We start from the raw sequence: 15,777 nt of genomic DNA on the forward strand, positions 1-15,777 counted from the left end.
TTTCGCTCTTTAAAAAGTGACCTGTAGTCCACCCAGATACGACCGGGCAATGGGGTATGTACCGTTATCGATAAACTGCGTAGTGGCATTTCCGAAGTTGTTGACCTCGGGATCGAAACCGCTGTATTTGGTGATCGTAAGCGCATTATTCGCGCTGACATACACCCGTATCTGGCTGATGCCTTTGATCTTGGGAAGGGTATACCCTAATGAGATATTCTTCAGCCGTACAAACGACGCGTCCTCTACGTACCGATCCGACAGGGGTAGCCGACCGCCCTGAAAACCACTGGCGTATTCGTTACTCGGATTCGTGGGCGACCAGCGATTGACGAGCCCCGCCAGTACATTTTGCTGGCCAAGTGCCGTTTCGAAGGTATAGCGGAACAGGTTCATAAGCTTGTTACCCTGCACACCCTGCACGAACAGATTCAGATCGAAACCGCGATAACGAAGCGACGACGAGAATCCAAAAATATACTTCGGCTGAGCATTGCCAACAATGGCCTGATCGGCAGCTGTGATGGTACCATCACCATTGAGGTCTTTGAGTTTATGCCCGCCCACGCGCCCGTCGTAACCCGATAAAATCGTTTCGCCAGTCTGGCTGATGCCGTCGAATATATACGTTCGGTAAAGCCCCATCGGATAACCGACTTTGAGCAGAGCAAAGGCCGAGCGAGGTAACTCGTCGATAACTCCGTCGAGGGCCAGTACCTCGTTTTTGTTGAAGGTAATATTGGCCGACGCATCCCATTGAAGCCCCCGGCTACCTCCAGGGAGAATTCGCCCGTTGACGGCCAGTTCCAGACCCTTGTTCTGGATCGAGCCAAAATTTCCTGTCAATGCCGTATAGCCCGACGACATCGGTAATACTTTCTGGAACAGTAGGTTGTCGGTGCGTTTGTTGTAGTAGTCGGCCACCAGTGAGAGACGGTTGCGGAACAGGCTGATGTCTACCCCAATATCGACCTGCGTAGAGCGCTCCCACTTCAGATCCGGGTTCGGAATGGCGCTTGGATTGATGCCTGTAACCGGAACGTGGTTGTAATTATAGTTTAGTCCCGACGCACTGACCGTTGCCAGCGATTGGTAGGGGTCAATAGCGCCTGCGTTTCCGGTGATACCCCAGCTTCCGCGCACCTTCAGGTCAGAAATCACCGAAACCGACTTCATAAACGGCTCTTCAATAATCCGCCAAGCACCCGCTACCGCCGGGAAAAATCCATACTTATTGTTCTCGCCAAACTTGCTCGATCCATCGGCGCGGGCGGTCAGATCCAGAAAATATTTGTCTTTATACCCATAGTTGATGCGTCCCAGATACGAGTCGAGCCGGGATTTGCTCTTGTCGCTGCTAATACGCTGATTTACGGCCAGCCCAACCGAATTATTCTCGGTAACGTCGTTCGGGAAATTCGATGCCGTTTGCGTATAGCTCTGATTGACATTGGCTTGTGTAGCCAGTACTGCCGTGGCCGTGATGGAATGGTGTTCGGCAATTCGGGTGCGGTAGGTAAAGATGCTTTCGTGCAGCAGTGTACGGCTATAGCCGCTTACATTACTGGCATTGCCTCCGCCCGATGCCAACTGTGACTGACTTAATAGCGACAGGGGCGAGTAAGATTCGGATAAGCTATTGCCCAGATCGGCGTTGAAACTAGGCCGGTACGTAAACCCTTTGAACAGTGTAAAGTCGACGTATACATTGGCCAGAATCCGTTGGGTCGTTTGCCGGTTGATGGGCGTAATAAAGTTTAGGGGGTTCGTTACCTCCTGGTATTGTCCATTCATCTGATCCTGAAACGGAAATACACCACCATCGGGCCGGTAGGGCGTCAGCGTGGGGGGAGCCGCTACGGCTGCGCCCAGCACTCCGGCCCGGCTGCTGGTGACGTCGGAGCCGGTACCACCTACACTCAGCCCTTTGTTGACCGAATAACCATAATATAAACTGGTGCCGATCTTCACCCGGTCGCTTAGCCGATGGTCGATGTTGGAGCGAAACGAGTAGCGGGTAAAGTTGGAGTTTTTGATGATTCCGTCCTGATTAAAATAGTTCAGCGAGAGCGCCAGTTGCGTTTTCTGATTACCGCCCGATACCGAAAGCTGATGGCTTTGCATGGCCGCTTTTCGGAAAATCAGGTCCTGCCAGTTGGTGCCCTGTCCCAGCGTAGACGGGTCAGCATAGATTGACCGCTTGTAGACTTCATTTTCGAGCTGTGCAAACTGCTGGGCGTTCAGTACATCGAGTGTTTTATTCACCTGTTGTACACCACCATAGCCATCGTAGCTAACGCGCGTAGCCCCGTCTTTTCCCCGTTTGGTCGTAATCAGCACCACGCCATTGGCGGCCCGTGCGCCATAAATGGCGGTCGATGAGGCATCTTTCAGGACTTCAATCGATTCAATGTCGTTTGGGTTGATTTGCGAAAGCGGGCTAACGTCCGTGATGCCACCACTGTTGGAAATCTGAATCCCATCGATAACGTACAACGGTTCCGAACTCCCGTTGATCGAGTTCGTTCCCCGAATCCTGACACTGACATTGCCACCCGGCGCTCCCGAATTCTGCGTGATCTGGACGCCTGCCACGCGTGCCTGTAGTCCCTGCGCTACGTTAGCTATGGGCGTTTGCAACAGATCGGCGGCTTTCACGGAGGCAATAGCGCCCGTGGTTTCGATCTTTCGTTGCGTACCGTAGCCTACCACAACCACTTCCTCAAGCGCTTTCGTATCGGGAGCCAGTTGGATATTGATGGTACTTCGGCCTCCAACGGCCACTTCCTGACCCAGATAACCAACAAAGCTGATGACCAGCACCGCTCCTTTGGCCGGAACTGCCAGTTGGAATGTACCTTTGCCATCCGTAACGGTTCCGCGCTGGGTGCCTTTGAGAATGACGCTAACACCTGGTAAGGTACTGCCTTTTTCGTCGGTAATAGTGCCCGAAACGGTTCGGTCGTCTGTTTGGCCAGAAGGTGAGTTTGGCTGCGCCAGCAGGGGCGAAAACCAGCCCCAGAAAACAACGCAGTAGAGTAAAAGTTTTTGTCGCATAATATTCAGATATTTATAGTTTTTATGCCAATCGTTCCGTCAGGCCGACGGGTTGAAATGCGAGTATGCAAAGGTAATTTTGTACTTTGCGAGGAACGCAAGCGAAGCGTAACCATTTCGATGATCGAAATTATGAACAAGATAACCGCCTGATTGATAGATTATTAATGCCTATGGTCACGGAAAATGGACAACAGGGTAAGACCGAAGCCTTCTATTTGATAGAGGTTTGTTGTCAGCGGGTTAGCGAAGCGTTTGGCAAACCAGATCGGGAGAACTGGATGAATAGCGATTACATTAACCTGAGCCAGGTTCTTTTCCGAAAAACCCGCGTTCGAATAAGCCCCAATACGCTGAAACGAATCTTTGGCAAGATCAAGACCGACGCTCGCTATTATCCACAAAAGGCGACCCGCGATGCACTGGCTATTTACCTGGGCCATCTCGACTGGGAGCATTTTGTACAGATTCAGGAATGGGCCGAACGCCAGATCGAGCCTAAACCTACCACAAACGAGCCGAATCGACTGCCGGTTCTTCCGAAAGAAGCGGTGTTGAACAGACGCCAGCCAGCAGCCAGAACGTGGCTTTGGCTGGCGCTGGTAGGTATAGCTTTACTGGCTGTGGTGATTTTTCTGATCCAGCCAGCCACCGAACGTCCTGGTGCGGTTTCGTTTATCTGTCGGAATCCACTGGGCGAAAACCCCCATTCGGCCGTTTTTGAACTCCGACGTCAGAAGTCCGCTGGAGACGAATCGTATACCATTTTATATGGCGATGGAAAACGAGAGATAACGAATGCTATTGATAGCGTGTACACACATTACTACGAACGGCCGGGACGTTATTTTGCCGTTTTACAACGCGGTGGTGTCGACGTCGATTCGGCAACGGTATATGTACAGACGAAAGGATGGACCGCAACGGCGAACATGATGCACGATACGAGTCGGGTTTATCCCATCAATCTGAACGATCTATTGGTTACTAAACGGCTCAGTGTAAGTGCTCAGGACGCGGCCCATGCGGGTATCGACACCAACCGGACATTTTTTGTAGAATTTATTAACAGCCAGCCTACCGAAATTGATGGCGATAACTTCGAACTAACCATGCGTGTCGCCACATCGCAGGATCGGGCGGGGGTACGCTGTTCACAGGTGGGCCTAACGGTTTGGGGGGAGTCGTCGCAGCACTTGTTCGATGTCATGAAACCTGGTTGTGTTCACTGGATCAACTTACAGGCATCCGATATATATAAAAACGGGCATCGTGATGACCTAAGCTTTCTGGGAGCCGACCTTCGCCTGGGTGGAACGCTGAAACTGAAAGTAGTTGGCCGGAAAGCCCAGCTATTTATTAATGCCCGGAAAGTATATGAAACCGCTTATACAAAATCCATGCGCCGAATCTACGGGGTTAAAATTCGGTTTTCGGGCATTGGCGTGATTCATTCCTTTTTGTTAAAGGATATGCGAACCAATAAACTGTTCAGTGGGAATTTCGGCGCTTAGTGAGCTAGTTTCCGTCTGAAAAAGAAAAAGCCTCCAATCGTATAGAGTAAAATAGCGGCTGTTTCCAATACCGCTTCGGCGTAATCGTTTGTGTACACGCCCGTCCGAAAATCCTGTATCCAGTCAATTAGGGCAGCGCAGTACACGAATAAACCAATGACGGTTAATGTGATTATACCCAGAAGAAGTAAGGTTTGTGGCTGTCGCATAAGTTAAATCAAAGACGATTTTTAGGGTCTGGGCTGGATGAGTTACCCAGTCAGAAAAAGTAACACCACGGGAGAGCGACAATTTATCTGCCAAAACCTCAATGTAACTAGCTAGTCAGTCTATAGACCGTCATCTTTCAATAAAAAATACCTTAACGGTTTCCATTAGTCATTTAAATATGCTGATAAATTCAATTGTTTAATTAGTCGTCTAAAAACCAACTAGATTGATTTGAGGAATAAACTCTACACTATTGAGGGTGAATAAATACAGAACTTCCCCAGCTAATAAAGAAAAATATCGGGCCAGTTCGATTGAATAAATAAACTGTCTGAAAACATTCAGTACAAAAACACGGTTAGTTCAGGTTGGCAAGCTCAAAAAAGGAACTAGCTAGTAGCCGTGTATCGAAGCCAGATACATTGCGGGATAATGCTCAGTTAGATAGTTTTTTGCCCTCACTATGGCTAACACCACAACCTTATGTAGGGTATTACGTTGTAGATTATATAAGTTACCGTATTCGTTTTTATATAAACTATATGTCTACCGATAGTGTTCATTTTTTCCGTCAGCGAAACCCTGATGAACGGCCACCTGTCCGCTTGTCGATTACAGCCTACGCCGTTTTATTCACTGCCTTTTTAGGTCTGTTTGTTTTGAAGTTGAGCGGCTTTCTGGATTGGTCGTGGTGGTGGATCAGTAGCCCACTTTGGCTGGGGCCAATTGGGCAATTGACCTGGATATTACGTGAGCGATTGCGCTCTGGACGGTTCAGCAGGCCTGCATCCCGGCGGTAAGGAATCTGATACGTTATTTTAAACGAGCTGTTCGGTTGAGTCACAGCCAATGGGGGCGGTTTGCATCCTGGAAGCCACAGGCCTGACACTTTAGAGGGTTTACGGGCTAAGCTAGTTGGTCGATCTTTAAAAAATATAATAAAGCCCTTTCAAGGTAAACCACGTAGGGTTGGTGGATTATAGATATTCGCTCCGTCTTTAGAGCGAGAGATAGGACTTTTTATGTCGACTGGTAACGTTCCCGGTAACGATTGCATAGAAAAAGTCAATTATATACTTGGAAAAGTGAAGTCTTTACGGAAATTTAATAAGCAAAAGCAAAGAAGGAGCTGTCAGGCAAAACTACCTGTTTCGCTTAAAAGTACAATTTGCTTGGGGATCCGGTTGCCCAATGCTTATGAATGCCGAATCCGTACGCTTATAACTCGTTTAATCCAGGTACGCTTGTGAACTACAAATCATTGCCGGACGAAATGCTGCTGGTTTATCTGCGAACAGGCGATGAACTGGCTTTTCGGACTATATATCAGCGCTACTGGAAAAAGCTGTATAGCATTGCCCGGCGGAAAGTAGAATCTGTCGAAATCGTGGAAGAGATCGTTCAGGATATATTCCTCAAACTATGGGAGCGTCGGAGTACATTGCGAATCGAGCATTTAGAGGCCTATCTGTTCACTGCCGTTCGCTATGCCATTATCAACCATATTAAGGCGACCATTATCCATGAAAAATATGCGGATTATGTCGTCGATTTTTCTTCAGAGGCTGTCAACACTACCGATGAACAACTCAAACTGAACGAGTTGATGAGTGTGGTTGAGAAACAGTTAAACGACCTGCCCCATAAGACACAGCAAATTTTCAGGCTTAACCGTCTGGAGCATCAGTCTATCAAAGAAATTTCTTCCCGGCTGAAAGTGCCCGAACGAACGGTTGAGTACCATCTTAGTCAGGCTATTAAGACACTACGCGTTTACCTGCGGGATTATCTTCCTGCTCTGGTGTATGCATGTCTTTCCTGGTTGTCAGTTCATTAGCCCACTTTCGCTACTCCGCTCTCCTGATTGAGACTCACCCAGTATGTCGTAGGAGGATCCCCTCTGCTTTGCAGTAGCCATTCTGGAAAAAAGACGTGGGTCGTTCCATGAACGATTTTTTTGGCAAGAGGGAGGTACGATTGGGCACTCTGCCAGTAGTATACGGAAAGGCCTTCGTGAATGGACACTGTCCTGAACGTACACTGTCGTTACCGCTTTGCAAAAATGCTTCTTTGGCGGCTACTACTTTTTATCGGTTCCGGACATAGCAGTCAGACAGGGTTTTGTTGTCGAACAACAGATTGAGTGTTGCCTTATCAAGGGTTATCCAAATTAAAACTCATACGTATTTATGTCTTGTAGTCTGAATGGTAAAGAATTAGCCATGTATGATGTTATTATCATCGGCTCTGGCGCTGGCGGGGGCATGGCGGCTTACCAACTCACCAAAGCGGGTGCCAATGTCTGTTTGCTGGAAGCAGGCGGCTATTTCGATCCGGCCGATCCGAAGTACATCACGCAACTTAAATGGCCGTACGAATCCCCACGCAGAGGAGCGAGTACCGTTCGGGCGTTCGGTGATTTCGACGCTGCCTGGGGCGGCTGGCAAATCGATGGGGAGCCTTATTCTGCCGAAACAGGTACCGAATTCCACTGGTTTCGCTCACAGATGCTAGGTGGACGAACCAACCACTGGGGGCGTATTTCGCTGCGTTTTGGCCCCGACGATTTCCGGCGCTACAGCCTTTCCGGGATTGGTGCCGACTGGCCGATTGGTTACGACGACATGAAACCCTACTACGATCGGGTCGATAAACTCATCGGTGTGTTTGGTACCAATGTTGGATTGCCCAATGAACCCGATGGCTTTTTTCTACCGCCACCCAAGCCTCGTCTGCACGAAATGCTGATTACCAAGGCAGCTCGTAGCATCGGGGTACCTGTATTCCCGTCCCGCTTGGCCGTACTGACCAAGCCGATCAATCAGGAACGGGGAACCTGCTTTTATTGCGCCCAGTGTGGCCGTGCCTGTTCGGCCTATGCCGATTTTTCATCGTCGTCGGCACTGGTTATTCCAGCGTTGAAAACCGGTAAGCTTACCCTCATCAACAATGCGATGGCCCGCGAGGTATTGACCGATCCACAGAGCGGCCTGTGCACAGGGGTCTCGTACATCGATAAGACCAGTTTGCAGGAACGAACCGTAAAAGGGAAAATGGTGATACTGGCTGCCAGCACCTGTCAGTCGGCCCGACTCCTGCTAAACTCAAAATCGTCCCGTTTTCAGCGTGGGCTGGCCAATGGATCGGGTGTGGTCGGTAAGTATCTGAACGACTCAACGGGAGCTTCCATGTCTGGTTTCATACCCGCCCTGATGAACCGCAAGCGGTACAATGAAGATGGAGCCCAGAGCTGCCATATTTATACCCCCTGGTGGCTCGATAACAAAAAGCTGGATTTCCCGCGTGGGTACCACATCGAATACGGGGGCGGTATGCGCATGCCCGACGCTGGTTTTATGGGTGGTATTGAAGCCTATAATGGACGTATGGCCGACGCCAGTGGTAAGAAGAAAGAAGCCGGTGGGTATGGAGCTAGTTTAAAGGAAGATTATCTTCGGTACTATGGCGCATTTGTTTCGATGGCAGGCCGGGGCGAACCTGTACCGATGGAAAGTAACTACTGCGAAATCGATCCAAACCGGGTCGACCAGTATGGGATTCCTACCTTACGGTTTAACTACAAATGGTCGGATTATGAAATAAAACAGGCCCGGCATATGCAGCAAACCTTCGATGAAATTCTTCATGCGATGGGTGGACAGCGAGTTAGCCCTGCCCCCGGTGCCGACCGAAATTATGGGCTGGAAGCTCCAGGCCGCATCATTCACGAAGCAGGTACGATTCGGATGGGGAACGACCCCAAAACGTCCGCACTCAATGCATTTCAGCAGGCCCATGAGGTCAAAAATCTGTTTGTGGTTGATGCGGCTGCGTTCCCCTCGCAGGGCGACAAAAACCTGACCTGGACCATTCTGGCCTCATCCATGCGTACTTCGGACTATATCATCGACCAAATCAAAAAGAAAGCCCTATGAACCGCCGGGATATTCTAAAATCGATTCCACTGACTACCCTGAGTTTTTCGGCTGCTACCCCAGAGGCTTCTCCAACAGTCCCTGTACCAAAAGCAGCTATTACGGAGTTCAAAAACGGAAAATCCCCCGAAGAGCAACGTCGGGACAATGCCCTGCAAGCCGCCAAATTTCTGACGGCCCACGAACTGGCTACTGTTACCTTGCTGTGCGACATCATTCTACCGGCCGACGCCCGGTCACCAAGTGCCTCTCAGGTAGGTGTGCCCCAGTTTATTGAGTTTATGCTCAAAGATCAGCCCGATATGCAGACCCCGGTTCGGGGCGGATTGAGCTGGCTCGATCACGAATGTCGCCAGCGTTTTGGAAAGGCTTTTACGGATTGTACAGCGCCCCAGCGCATTGCTGTAGTGGACGATATTGCCTATCCGGCCAAAGCCAAACCCGAACATATGCATGGCGTATCGTTCTTTTCGCGTATGCGCAATCTGACGGCCGCCGGGTACTTCACCAGCAAGGCCGGTATTGCTTACCTCGGCTATATGGGAAATACGCCCCACCAGTGGGCAGGTCCTCCGAAAGACGTACTGGACCAGTTTGGCCTAAGCTTCGACCCCGATGTACACTATGCGGATATGGGTTGATGCCTGAAAACTAGAGCGAAACATTGCATGCTTCACCATCTGACACCTGGCTGGCTGGCCTTTTTAGGGCTCTTGCTGGCTGGAGAACAACAACCCATGCCAATTGAAACGCAACTGACTTTCGATGCCAAAGGTCATACGCTGAATAATAACCAGGTTTTTTCGCCAGACGACCGCTGGATGGTGTATGATACGCGTAATATCGACACGGGTTTAGGGCAAACCAGTTCTATTGAACTATTCGACGTGCGCACGGGAAAAACCAGCCTGTTGTATCGAACGACCAATCAGACCGAATACGGCCCAGGAGCGGGCGCGGTTACGTTTTCGCCTACGGAAGCAAAGGTTTTGTTCCTGCATGGGCTCCGAAATGCTGATGCCCGCTATCCGTATGCGATGAGTCGGCGAACGGGTGTGCTCGTCGATGTCAGGCAACCTCAGAAGCCCCACTTTCTGGATGGCCGATGCCTTAACCCGCCTTTCGTACCGGGGGCTTTGCGTGGTGGCACACACGCCCATCAGTGGAGCGATGACGGACAGCGCATCAGCTTTACCTATAACGATGAAGTCATGGAACGACTTTCTCAAACGAACCCAACTGTAAAAGACCTTCGGACGGTAGGCGTTTTAAGTCCAGCGCATCCCGTAAAGGTCCACGATTCGAACGATGCGGATTGTTTTGATGGGGAATGGTTTGCTACCATTATTACGCAGGTGACCGAGCGGCCTACGTTGGGTTCTGACGAGATTGAGCGGGCGTTCGATGAAACCTGGATTGGCCGTACCGGATACCGTAAAGCCGATGGTAGCTGGCAAAAGCGAGCCATAGCCTTTCAGGGTAATGTTCGGAATCGGGCCAATCAGATCGTTACGGAAGTGTTTGTGGCCGATTTGCCGGAGGATCTGACCAGAGCCAAACCCGGCCAACCACTGGAGGGTACGGCAACCACCCGCCCTAATCCACCCGCAGGTGTCACCCAGCGCCGGATCACATTCACGGAACAAGGTGTTGAAGGGCCCCGGCATTGGTTACGGAGCTTACCCGACGGCTCACTCATTGGGTTCCTGGCTAAAGACGCTACTGGGGTGGTTCAGATCTTTGGTGTTTCGCCCAATGGCGGTCCGATTCGGCAACTGACGCACCAGCCGTTCTCGATACAAACAACGTTCAACTTCAGCCCCGATGGGAAACAGGTTGCCTACACGGCTGACAATAGTATTTTCGTGACCGATCTGGCTAATGGAAACTACCGTCGTCTTACGCCCCGGTCAGCAGACGAGCAACGACCGATTAATGCCGTAGTCTGGTCCAATAAAGGGGATAAAATTGTGTATAATCGGTACGTGTCGACCGCTGCCGGGCGATACATACAATTGTTTCAGCTAACGGGATTCTGATGCTGCGAAAACCGTAATCGGCGCTAAAATTTGAGTCACTAGGAGTAGCCTAATGGATTTCCATTAGGCTATTTTTTTGTCGTTTCCAGAGATGACCCGGAATAGCTTTGTAGCCTACGGTAAACAAGTTACGCTTGAGTACCTAGGTCGTGGCACTTAAAAACCAATATCATAATCAGAGCCTCACACTCCAATCCCCCTGTTCACTGATGATTCTATAACTAGAATTATTGGCTAAGGGTATAGTATTATATCAAGAATAATTGCTCATAAAGTTAATAATCATTGTATCTTTTGGATAAATAACTGGATCGATTGCGGTTGGCTTGCCCTTTTGTTGACTCTATAAAGGAAACCATTGCTACAGGGCCATGAGCCGAAAATCGTTCGGGCAACTTTTACAGAAGTATTTGCGGGGAGAATGCACACCCGAAGAAAAAGCCTTTGTTGAGCACTGGTATGGCTCGCTGGAAACCGAAACGGGTGAGTCGGGCCAAGACCTGGACTGGGTAGAGCTGGAAGATCGGCTCTGGAGCCAGATGCAACGAAAAATGCATGATGATGAAACCGCCGACGACGCCCGTATTGTTGCCATGCCTACAACCCGCTATCGGTGGGTGGGTATTGCAGCCGCTGTTTTACTACTCGTTGGCTGGTTCATTGGCCGACAGGCATTCCAGAGTCTGGAGACAAATACGGCGCAGGAAACGTCGGTTGGCACGGATTGGCTAGAGCGGACTAACACCACATCGAAATCACTACTGGTTCGCCTGGACGATGGGAGCAAGGTTCATTTAGCTGCCCGGAGTTCCATACGATTTCCCAAAACATTTGCATCAGACAATCGAACGGTTTACCTGACTGGCGACGCTTTTTTCGATATTCAGAAGATGCCGTTGCGACCGTTCTTTGTGCATACGGGTAGCGTCGTTACGAAAGTACTCGGCACTAGTTTTTTTATTCGCACACAGGCCATCACCAAACAGGTGCGTGTGGAAGTGGTGACGGGCCGGGTGGCGGTATACGAAGAAACATCCCCAAAGAAAAAAGACGATAACGGCGTTGTGCTCACCCCAAATCAGGCCGCCACGTTCTTTGCCGAAGCACAGCATTTCGTGACGGGTCTGGTCGAGAAACCGGTATTGATTCAGAAACCGGCTGTTGAAGCCAAACAAATCTCGTTTCAGTTTGACGATACGCCCTTATCGGAGGTGCTGGGTCGGCTGCAACAGGCCTATGGGATTGCCATCGAGGTCGAAAATGAGCAGCAGAACAACTGCCCACTCACTGCCGATTTAACCAATCAGCCTTTATACACCCAGCTGGATATTATCTGTGCAGCCCTAAAGGCCAGCTACAAGGTACAGGGAACTACAATCCTGATTAGCGGCAAAGGGTGCGAAAAATGAGTAATGAATAATGTAAGATGAACAATGGATAATGAAAAATGGAGAATGAGCAATGAGTAACGGGTTGATTAACAACAGCAGGCATTACCCATTGTCCATTTTTCATTATCCATTAAATCGAACAGGCCTATGTAACAACCCTTCACCTGACTTAAAAAGTGACGCTGGCCATGCGGCTAACATGCGCCAGCGTCGATGTTTCTCCTGAACGGGCAGACTGCGAATCATGCCCCGTACACAGGAGGTTGTTGTCAAATTTCCATTTAACAAACCCTTTAAAGGTATGAAAAAAAGAGTACCCGTACCAACAGGCTGCTCAACCGGCCTACGTGCTCATCCATTTTTGAGGCTCATGAAACTATCGCTTACCCAGCTTTTCCTGATGATTGCCTGCACGAGCTTTTCGCTGGCGTTCGATGGGAAAGCGCAGGAGTTGATGACCCGGCCTGTTACGCTCAATGTTGAAGGGCAACGGCTGCGAACGGTACTAAGCCAGATTGAGCGTCAGACCTCCGCCCGGTTTGTGTACAGCTCCAAAACCGTCAATCCCAATCAGCCGGTGACCATCTCGGTAAAAGACAGGTCATTGACCGAAACGCTTACCGAATTGCTCAAACCGCTCAAACTGACCTACCGGCTTGTAGGTGGGCAAATCGTGCTGGATACGGAAAATGAAGCCCAAACGCAGGTAATCAATCCAACTGTTGCCCCAATGGAACATGCTGTGGCTGGAACGGTTTCGGATGAAAAAAATGCACCGTTGCCGGGCGTTAGCGTGGTAGTGAAAGGCTCGACCCGTGGCGCTACAACGGATGCAACCGGTAAATACCGCATCACAGTACCCGACGGCAACGGCACTACCTTAACGTTTTCGTTTGTGGGTTACCAGAGCCAGGATGTTGTGGTGGGTAATCAAACAACAATCAATGTGTCGATGGTGCCTGACGTTAGCTCGCTCGATGAGGTGGTGGTTATTGGCTACGGTGCCGTTCGGAAAAAAGACCTGACGGGTTCGGTGGTTCAGCTTAAAAGTGAGCAGTTGAAAGAAGTGCCAACGGCCAACGTGCTGGAAGCGGCTCAGGGTAAGATTGCCGGAGCCGACATTACCCGGAACAGTGGTCAGGCGGGGGCTGGCGTCAGCATCCGAATTCGGGGTAACCGATCAATTGGGGGCAACAACGCACCCCTGATCATTGTCGATGGGATTCAGTACAGTAACCTGGAAGACATTAATGCCAACGACATTGAAACGATGGATGTACTGAAAGATGCGTCGTCCATTGCCATTTACGGATCGCGGGGAGCCAACGGGGTCATTCTGATCACGACCAAAAAAGGGAAGCTGGGAAAACCCGATATCTCGTTCAATGCCTATTCGGGTATCTCGCAGGTGACCATGTATCCGAAAGCAATGGACATCAACGCCTTCCGCGATTTCAAGCGGGAAGCCTGGCGGGCGGCTGGTGTCTGGAAAAGCCCGGCCGATGATGCCGCTATTTTCACCAACGTAGCCGAGTACAATGCGTTACAGAATGGTATCTGGACCGATTATCAGGATGCGCTGATTCATAATGGTTTACAGCAGGACTACCAGGTGGGTTTCCGGTCGGGTACCGATAAGTTGAAATCGTATGTATCTGTCGATTATTACAACGAAAAAGGCATTCTGAAGCTGGATGAAATCAAACGGTATACGGGCCGCCTGAATGTCGATTATACCATCAATAACTGGATGAAAATCGGCCTGTCGACGCAGCTTACCTATTACGACCAGAGTGTGCGTCGTGACCCATTGAACCAGGCCAACAAAATCAGCCCACTCGGTTCGCTCTACGATGCCAACGGGAATTTCAACTACATCATGCTCGACGGACAGACGGCCAACCCCCTGTCGGACGAGCAGCCCAATGTGTTCAACAACTCGATCCTGACCACTCGCATTCTGACCAATGGCTATGTAGAACTGACACCCTTAAAAGGGCTGACGGTTCGGAGTATGCTGGGCGTGAACCTGGCTTCGATTCGAAATGGCGCTTATTCGTCGCCTAAATCCATTGATCGTTCGCTGACGGGTAAATCGCTGGCGACCTACGATGCCAGCAACAGCCGCAGTATCAACTGGGAAAACGTCGTGACCTACCAGCGGACACTGGACCAGCACGCGTTTACGTTTACGGGAATCGCCAGCTACATCGGCAACTCGTCGGATAATGTGTCGGCGTCAGGCGTGAATCAGTTATTACCCTCGCAGTTGTTCTACTCGCTCGGCAGTGCGACAGAAGAGATCAAAATCAACTCCGCCTATTCAAAAAACAACCTTGTATCGTTTGCTGGTCGGTTGAATTATGCGTTTCGGGATCGGTATCTGCTCACACTGACCGCACGTGAAGATGGTTCGTCGAAACTGGCTACGGGCAATAAATGGACGTTCTTCCCATCGGCGGCTTTTGCGTGGCGCGTGATCGAAGAGAAGTTCATGCAGGGCGTAAAAGGGCTTAGCGATCTGAAACTGCGGGCCAGCTATGGGGTGGCCGGTAACGATCCGTCGGGGCCCTACGCTACCCAGACCACGCTGACCCGAATTGCTTTTGGCTATGATGACATAGCCGCTCCTGCTTACACCTTTTCGCGAAATGTGGGTAACGCAGAACTGGGCTGGGAGTTGTCGTATACCAAAAACCTCGGTCTTGATTTTGGCTTGTTGAACGGTCGCATCAACACCTCGATCGACTATTACGATACCCGAACCGAAGCTTTGCTGCTGGACCGGGGCCTGCCGCCAACGACCGGCGTAACAACCGTGAAGCAGAACATCGGCAAAACCCGTAACCGGGGTATTGAGGTGGCGCTGGGAAGTACCAACATTCGTACCAACAACTTTAGCTGGACCAGCAACGTCACCTTTACCAAAAACAAGGAAGAAATTACGGAACTGGTGACGGGAGGCAACGACATTGGCAACGGCTGGTTCATTGGCCAACCCATTAATGTCTTTTACGATTACCAGAAACTGGGTATCTGGCAAACCTCGGAAGTCGATGCTGCTGCCAAAATTTCACCGACGCAGTTGCCCGGCGAAATTAAGGTGAAAGATCAGAATGGCGACGGGAAAATTGATGCGGTCAACGACCGGATTATTCTGGGAAATCCCCGTCCGAAATGGAGTGGTGGCTTCGACAATACCGTCAAGTTCAAAGGCTTCGACCTGAACGTGTTCCTGTACGCGCGCATTGGTCAGATGATCAACTCCGACCGTTCGGCTCGTTTCGATCAGCAGGGTGTAGGCAACAGCACTGCCGGGCTGGATTACTGGACACCCGAAAATCCGACGAATGCATACCCTCGTCCGAATAAAAATGGGGGCCTCAAATACCTCTCGACCCTGGGTTATGTCGATGGCTCATTTGCCCGGATTCGAAATATTACCCTGGGCTACAATGTGCCAACCAGCTTCCTGCGCTCGAAGGTTATTCGGAGTGTACGGCTGTATGCAACGGGTAAAAACCTGTTCACCTTCACTAAACTGAACTATGACCCTGAGCGGGGTGGCTCCGAAAACTTCCCGATGACTAAACTCTATGTTTTTGGCCTGAACGTCAGTTTATAACCCTTA

At 50.3% G+C, this 15,777-nt stretch carries 10 protein-coding genes; 8 read left to right on the forward strand and 2 right to left on the reverse strand.

Annotation, left to right across the window (positions count from 1 at the left end; translation table 11 throughout):
- Window positions 1-9 precede the first annotated feature (9 nt).
- Window positions 10-3,057, reverse strand: coding sequence for a SusC/RagA family TonB-linked outer membrane protein (locus tag B5M13_RS03475; RefSeq protein WP_080054317.1), 3,048 nt, complete (start codon window positions 3,055-3,057; stop codon window positions 10-12).
- A 173-nt stretch (window positions 3,058-3,230) separates the two neighbouring features.
- Between B5M13_RS03475 and B5M13_RS03480 the strand changes: the two genes are divergently transcribed.
- The gene (locus B5M13_RS03480) at window positions 3,231-4,571 is read left to right on the forward strand and encodes a hypothetical protein (protein ID WP_080059778.1); all 1,341 of its coding nucleotides are present in this window, start codon (window positions 3,231-3,233) and stop codon (window positions 4,569-4,571) included.
- On the opposite strand, the gene B5M13_RS03485 is transcribed toward B5M13_RS03480, so the two are convergent.
- Window positions 4,568-4,780, reverse strand: a complete 213-nt coding sequence (locus tag B5M13_RS03485) for a hypothetical protein (RefSeq protein ID WP_080054318.1) — start codon at window positions 4,778-4,780, stop codon at window positions 4,568-4,570. The genes B5M13_RS03480 and B5M13_RS03485 overlap by 4 nt on opposite strands.
- 543 nt (window positions 4,781-5,323) lie before the next feature.
- Between B5M13_RS03485 and B5M13_RS33250 the strand changes: the two genes are divergently transcribed.
- From B5M13_RS33250 to B5M13_RS03515, 7 genes are all read left to right on the forward strand, one after another.
- Window positions 5,324-5,581: a hypothetical protein gene (locus B5M13_RS33250; protein WP_155297175.1), complete on the forward strand. Its 258-nt coding sequence runs from the start codon at window positions 5,324-5,326 to the stop codon at window positions 5,579-5,581.
- A gap of 401 nt (window positions 5,582-5,982) precedes the next feature.
- Window positions 5,983-6,618, forward strand: coding sequence for an RNA polymerase sigma factor (locus B5M13_RS03490; RefSeq protein ID WP_245859747.1), 636 nt, complete (start codon window positions 5,983-5,985; stop codon window positions 6,616-6,618).
- 352 nt (window positions 6,619-6,970) lie between these two features.
- On the forward strand, window positions 6,971-8,716 hold the full coding sequence (locus B5M13_RS03495; RefSeq protein WP_080054319.1) for a GMC family oxidoreductase: 1,746 nt from the start codon (window positions 6,971-6,973) through the stop codon (window positions 8,714-8,716).
- Complete coding sequence (locus B5M13_RS03500) at window positions 8,713-9,357, forward strand: gluconate 2-dehydrogenase subunit 3 family protein (RefSeq protein ID WP_080054320.1); 645 nt, start codon at window positions 8,713-8,715, stop codon at window positions 9,355-9,357. The genes B5M13_RS03495 and B5M13_RS03500 overlap by 4 nt, the downstream gene beginning before the upstream one ends.
- 27 nt (window positions 9,358-9,384) lie before the next feature.
- Window positions 9,385-10,755, forward strand: a complete 1,371-nt coding sequence (locus tag B5M13_RS03505; protein ID WP_080054321.1) for a DUF3748 domain-containing protein — start codon at window positions 9,385-9,387, stop codon at window positions 10,753-10,755.
- Window positions 10,756-11,126: 371 nt separating this feature from the next.
- The gene (locus B5M13_RS03510) at window positions 11,127-12,164 is read left to right on the forward strand and encodes a FecR family protein (protein ID WP_080054322.1); all 1,038 of its coding nucleotides are present in this window, start codon (window positions 11,127-11,129) and stop codon (window positions 12,162-12,164) included.
- A 283-nt stretch (window positions 12,165-12,447) separates the two neighbouring features.
- Window positions 12,448-15,771 carry a TonB-dependent receptor gene (locus B5M13_RS03515; protein WP_080059780.1) on the forward strand — a complete coding sequence of 1,108 codons (3,324 nt, stop codon included), beginning with the start codon at window positions 12,448-12,450 and terminating at the stop codon, window positions 15,769-15,771.
- Window positions 15,772-15,777: the final 6 nt, after the last annotated feature.

This window comes from Spirosoma aerolatum, from assembly GCF_002056795.1.
In the GTDB taxonomy this organism is placed as follows: Bacteria; Bacteroidota; Bacteroidia; order Cytophagales; family Spirosomataceae; genus Spirosoma; species Spirosoma aerolatum.

Bases quoted from the DNA above. Each gene is read 5' to 3' on its own strand.
- B5M13_RS03475 (WP_080054317.1), bottom strand. From the start codon at position 3,057: ATGCGACAAAAACTTTTACTCTACTGCGTTGTTTTCTGGGGCTGGTTT.
- B5M13_RS03480 (WP_080059778.1), top strand. From the start codon at position 3,231: ATGGTCACGGAAAATGGACAACAGGGTAAGACCGAAGCCTTCTATTTG.
- B5M13_RS03485 (WP_080054318.1), bottom strand. From the start codon at position 4,780: ATGCGACAGCCACAAACCTTACTTCTTCTGGGTATAATCACATTAACC.
- B5M13_RS33250 (WP_155297175.1), top strand. From the start codon at position 5,324: ATGTCTACCGATAGTGTTCATTTTTTCCGTCAGCGAAACCCTGATGAA.
- B5M13_RS03490 (WP_245859747.1), top strand. From the start codon at position 5,983: ATGCCGAATCCGTACGCTTATAACTCGTTTAATCCAGGTACGCTTGTG.
- B5M13_RS03495 (WP_080054319.1), top strand. From the start codon at position 6,971: ATGTCTTGTAGTCTGAATGGTAAAGAATTAGCCATGTATGATGTTATT.
- B5M13_RS03500 (WP_080054320.1), top strand. From the start codon at position 8,713: ATGAACCGCCGGGATATTCTAAAATCGATTCCACTGACTACCCTGAGT.
- B5M13_RS03505 (WP_080054321.1), top strand. From the start codon at position 9,385: ATGCTTCACCATCTGACACCTGGCTGGCTGGCCTTTTTAGGGCTCTTG.
- B5M13_RS03510 (WP_080054322.1), top strand. From the start codon at position 11,127: ATGAGCCGAAAATCGTTCGGGCAACTTTTACAGAAGTATTTGCGGGGA.
- B5M13_RS03515 (WP_080059780.1), top strand. From the start codon at position 12,448: ATGAAAAAAAGAGTACCCGTACCAACAGGCTGCTCAACCGGCCTACGT.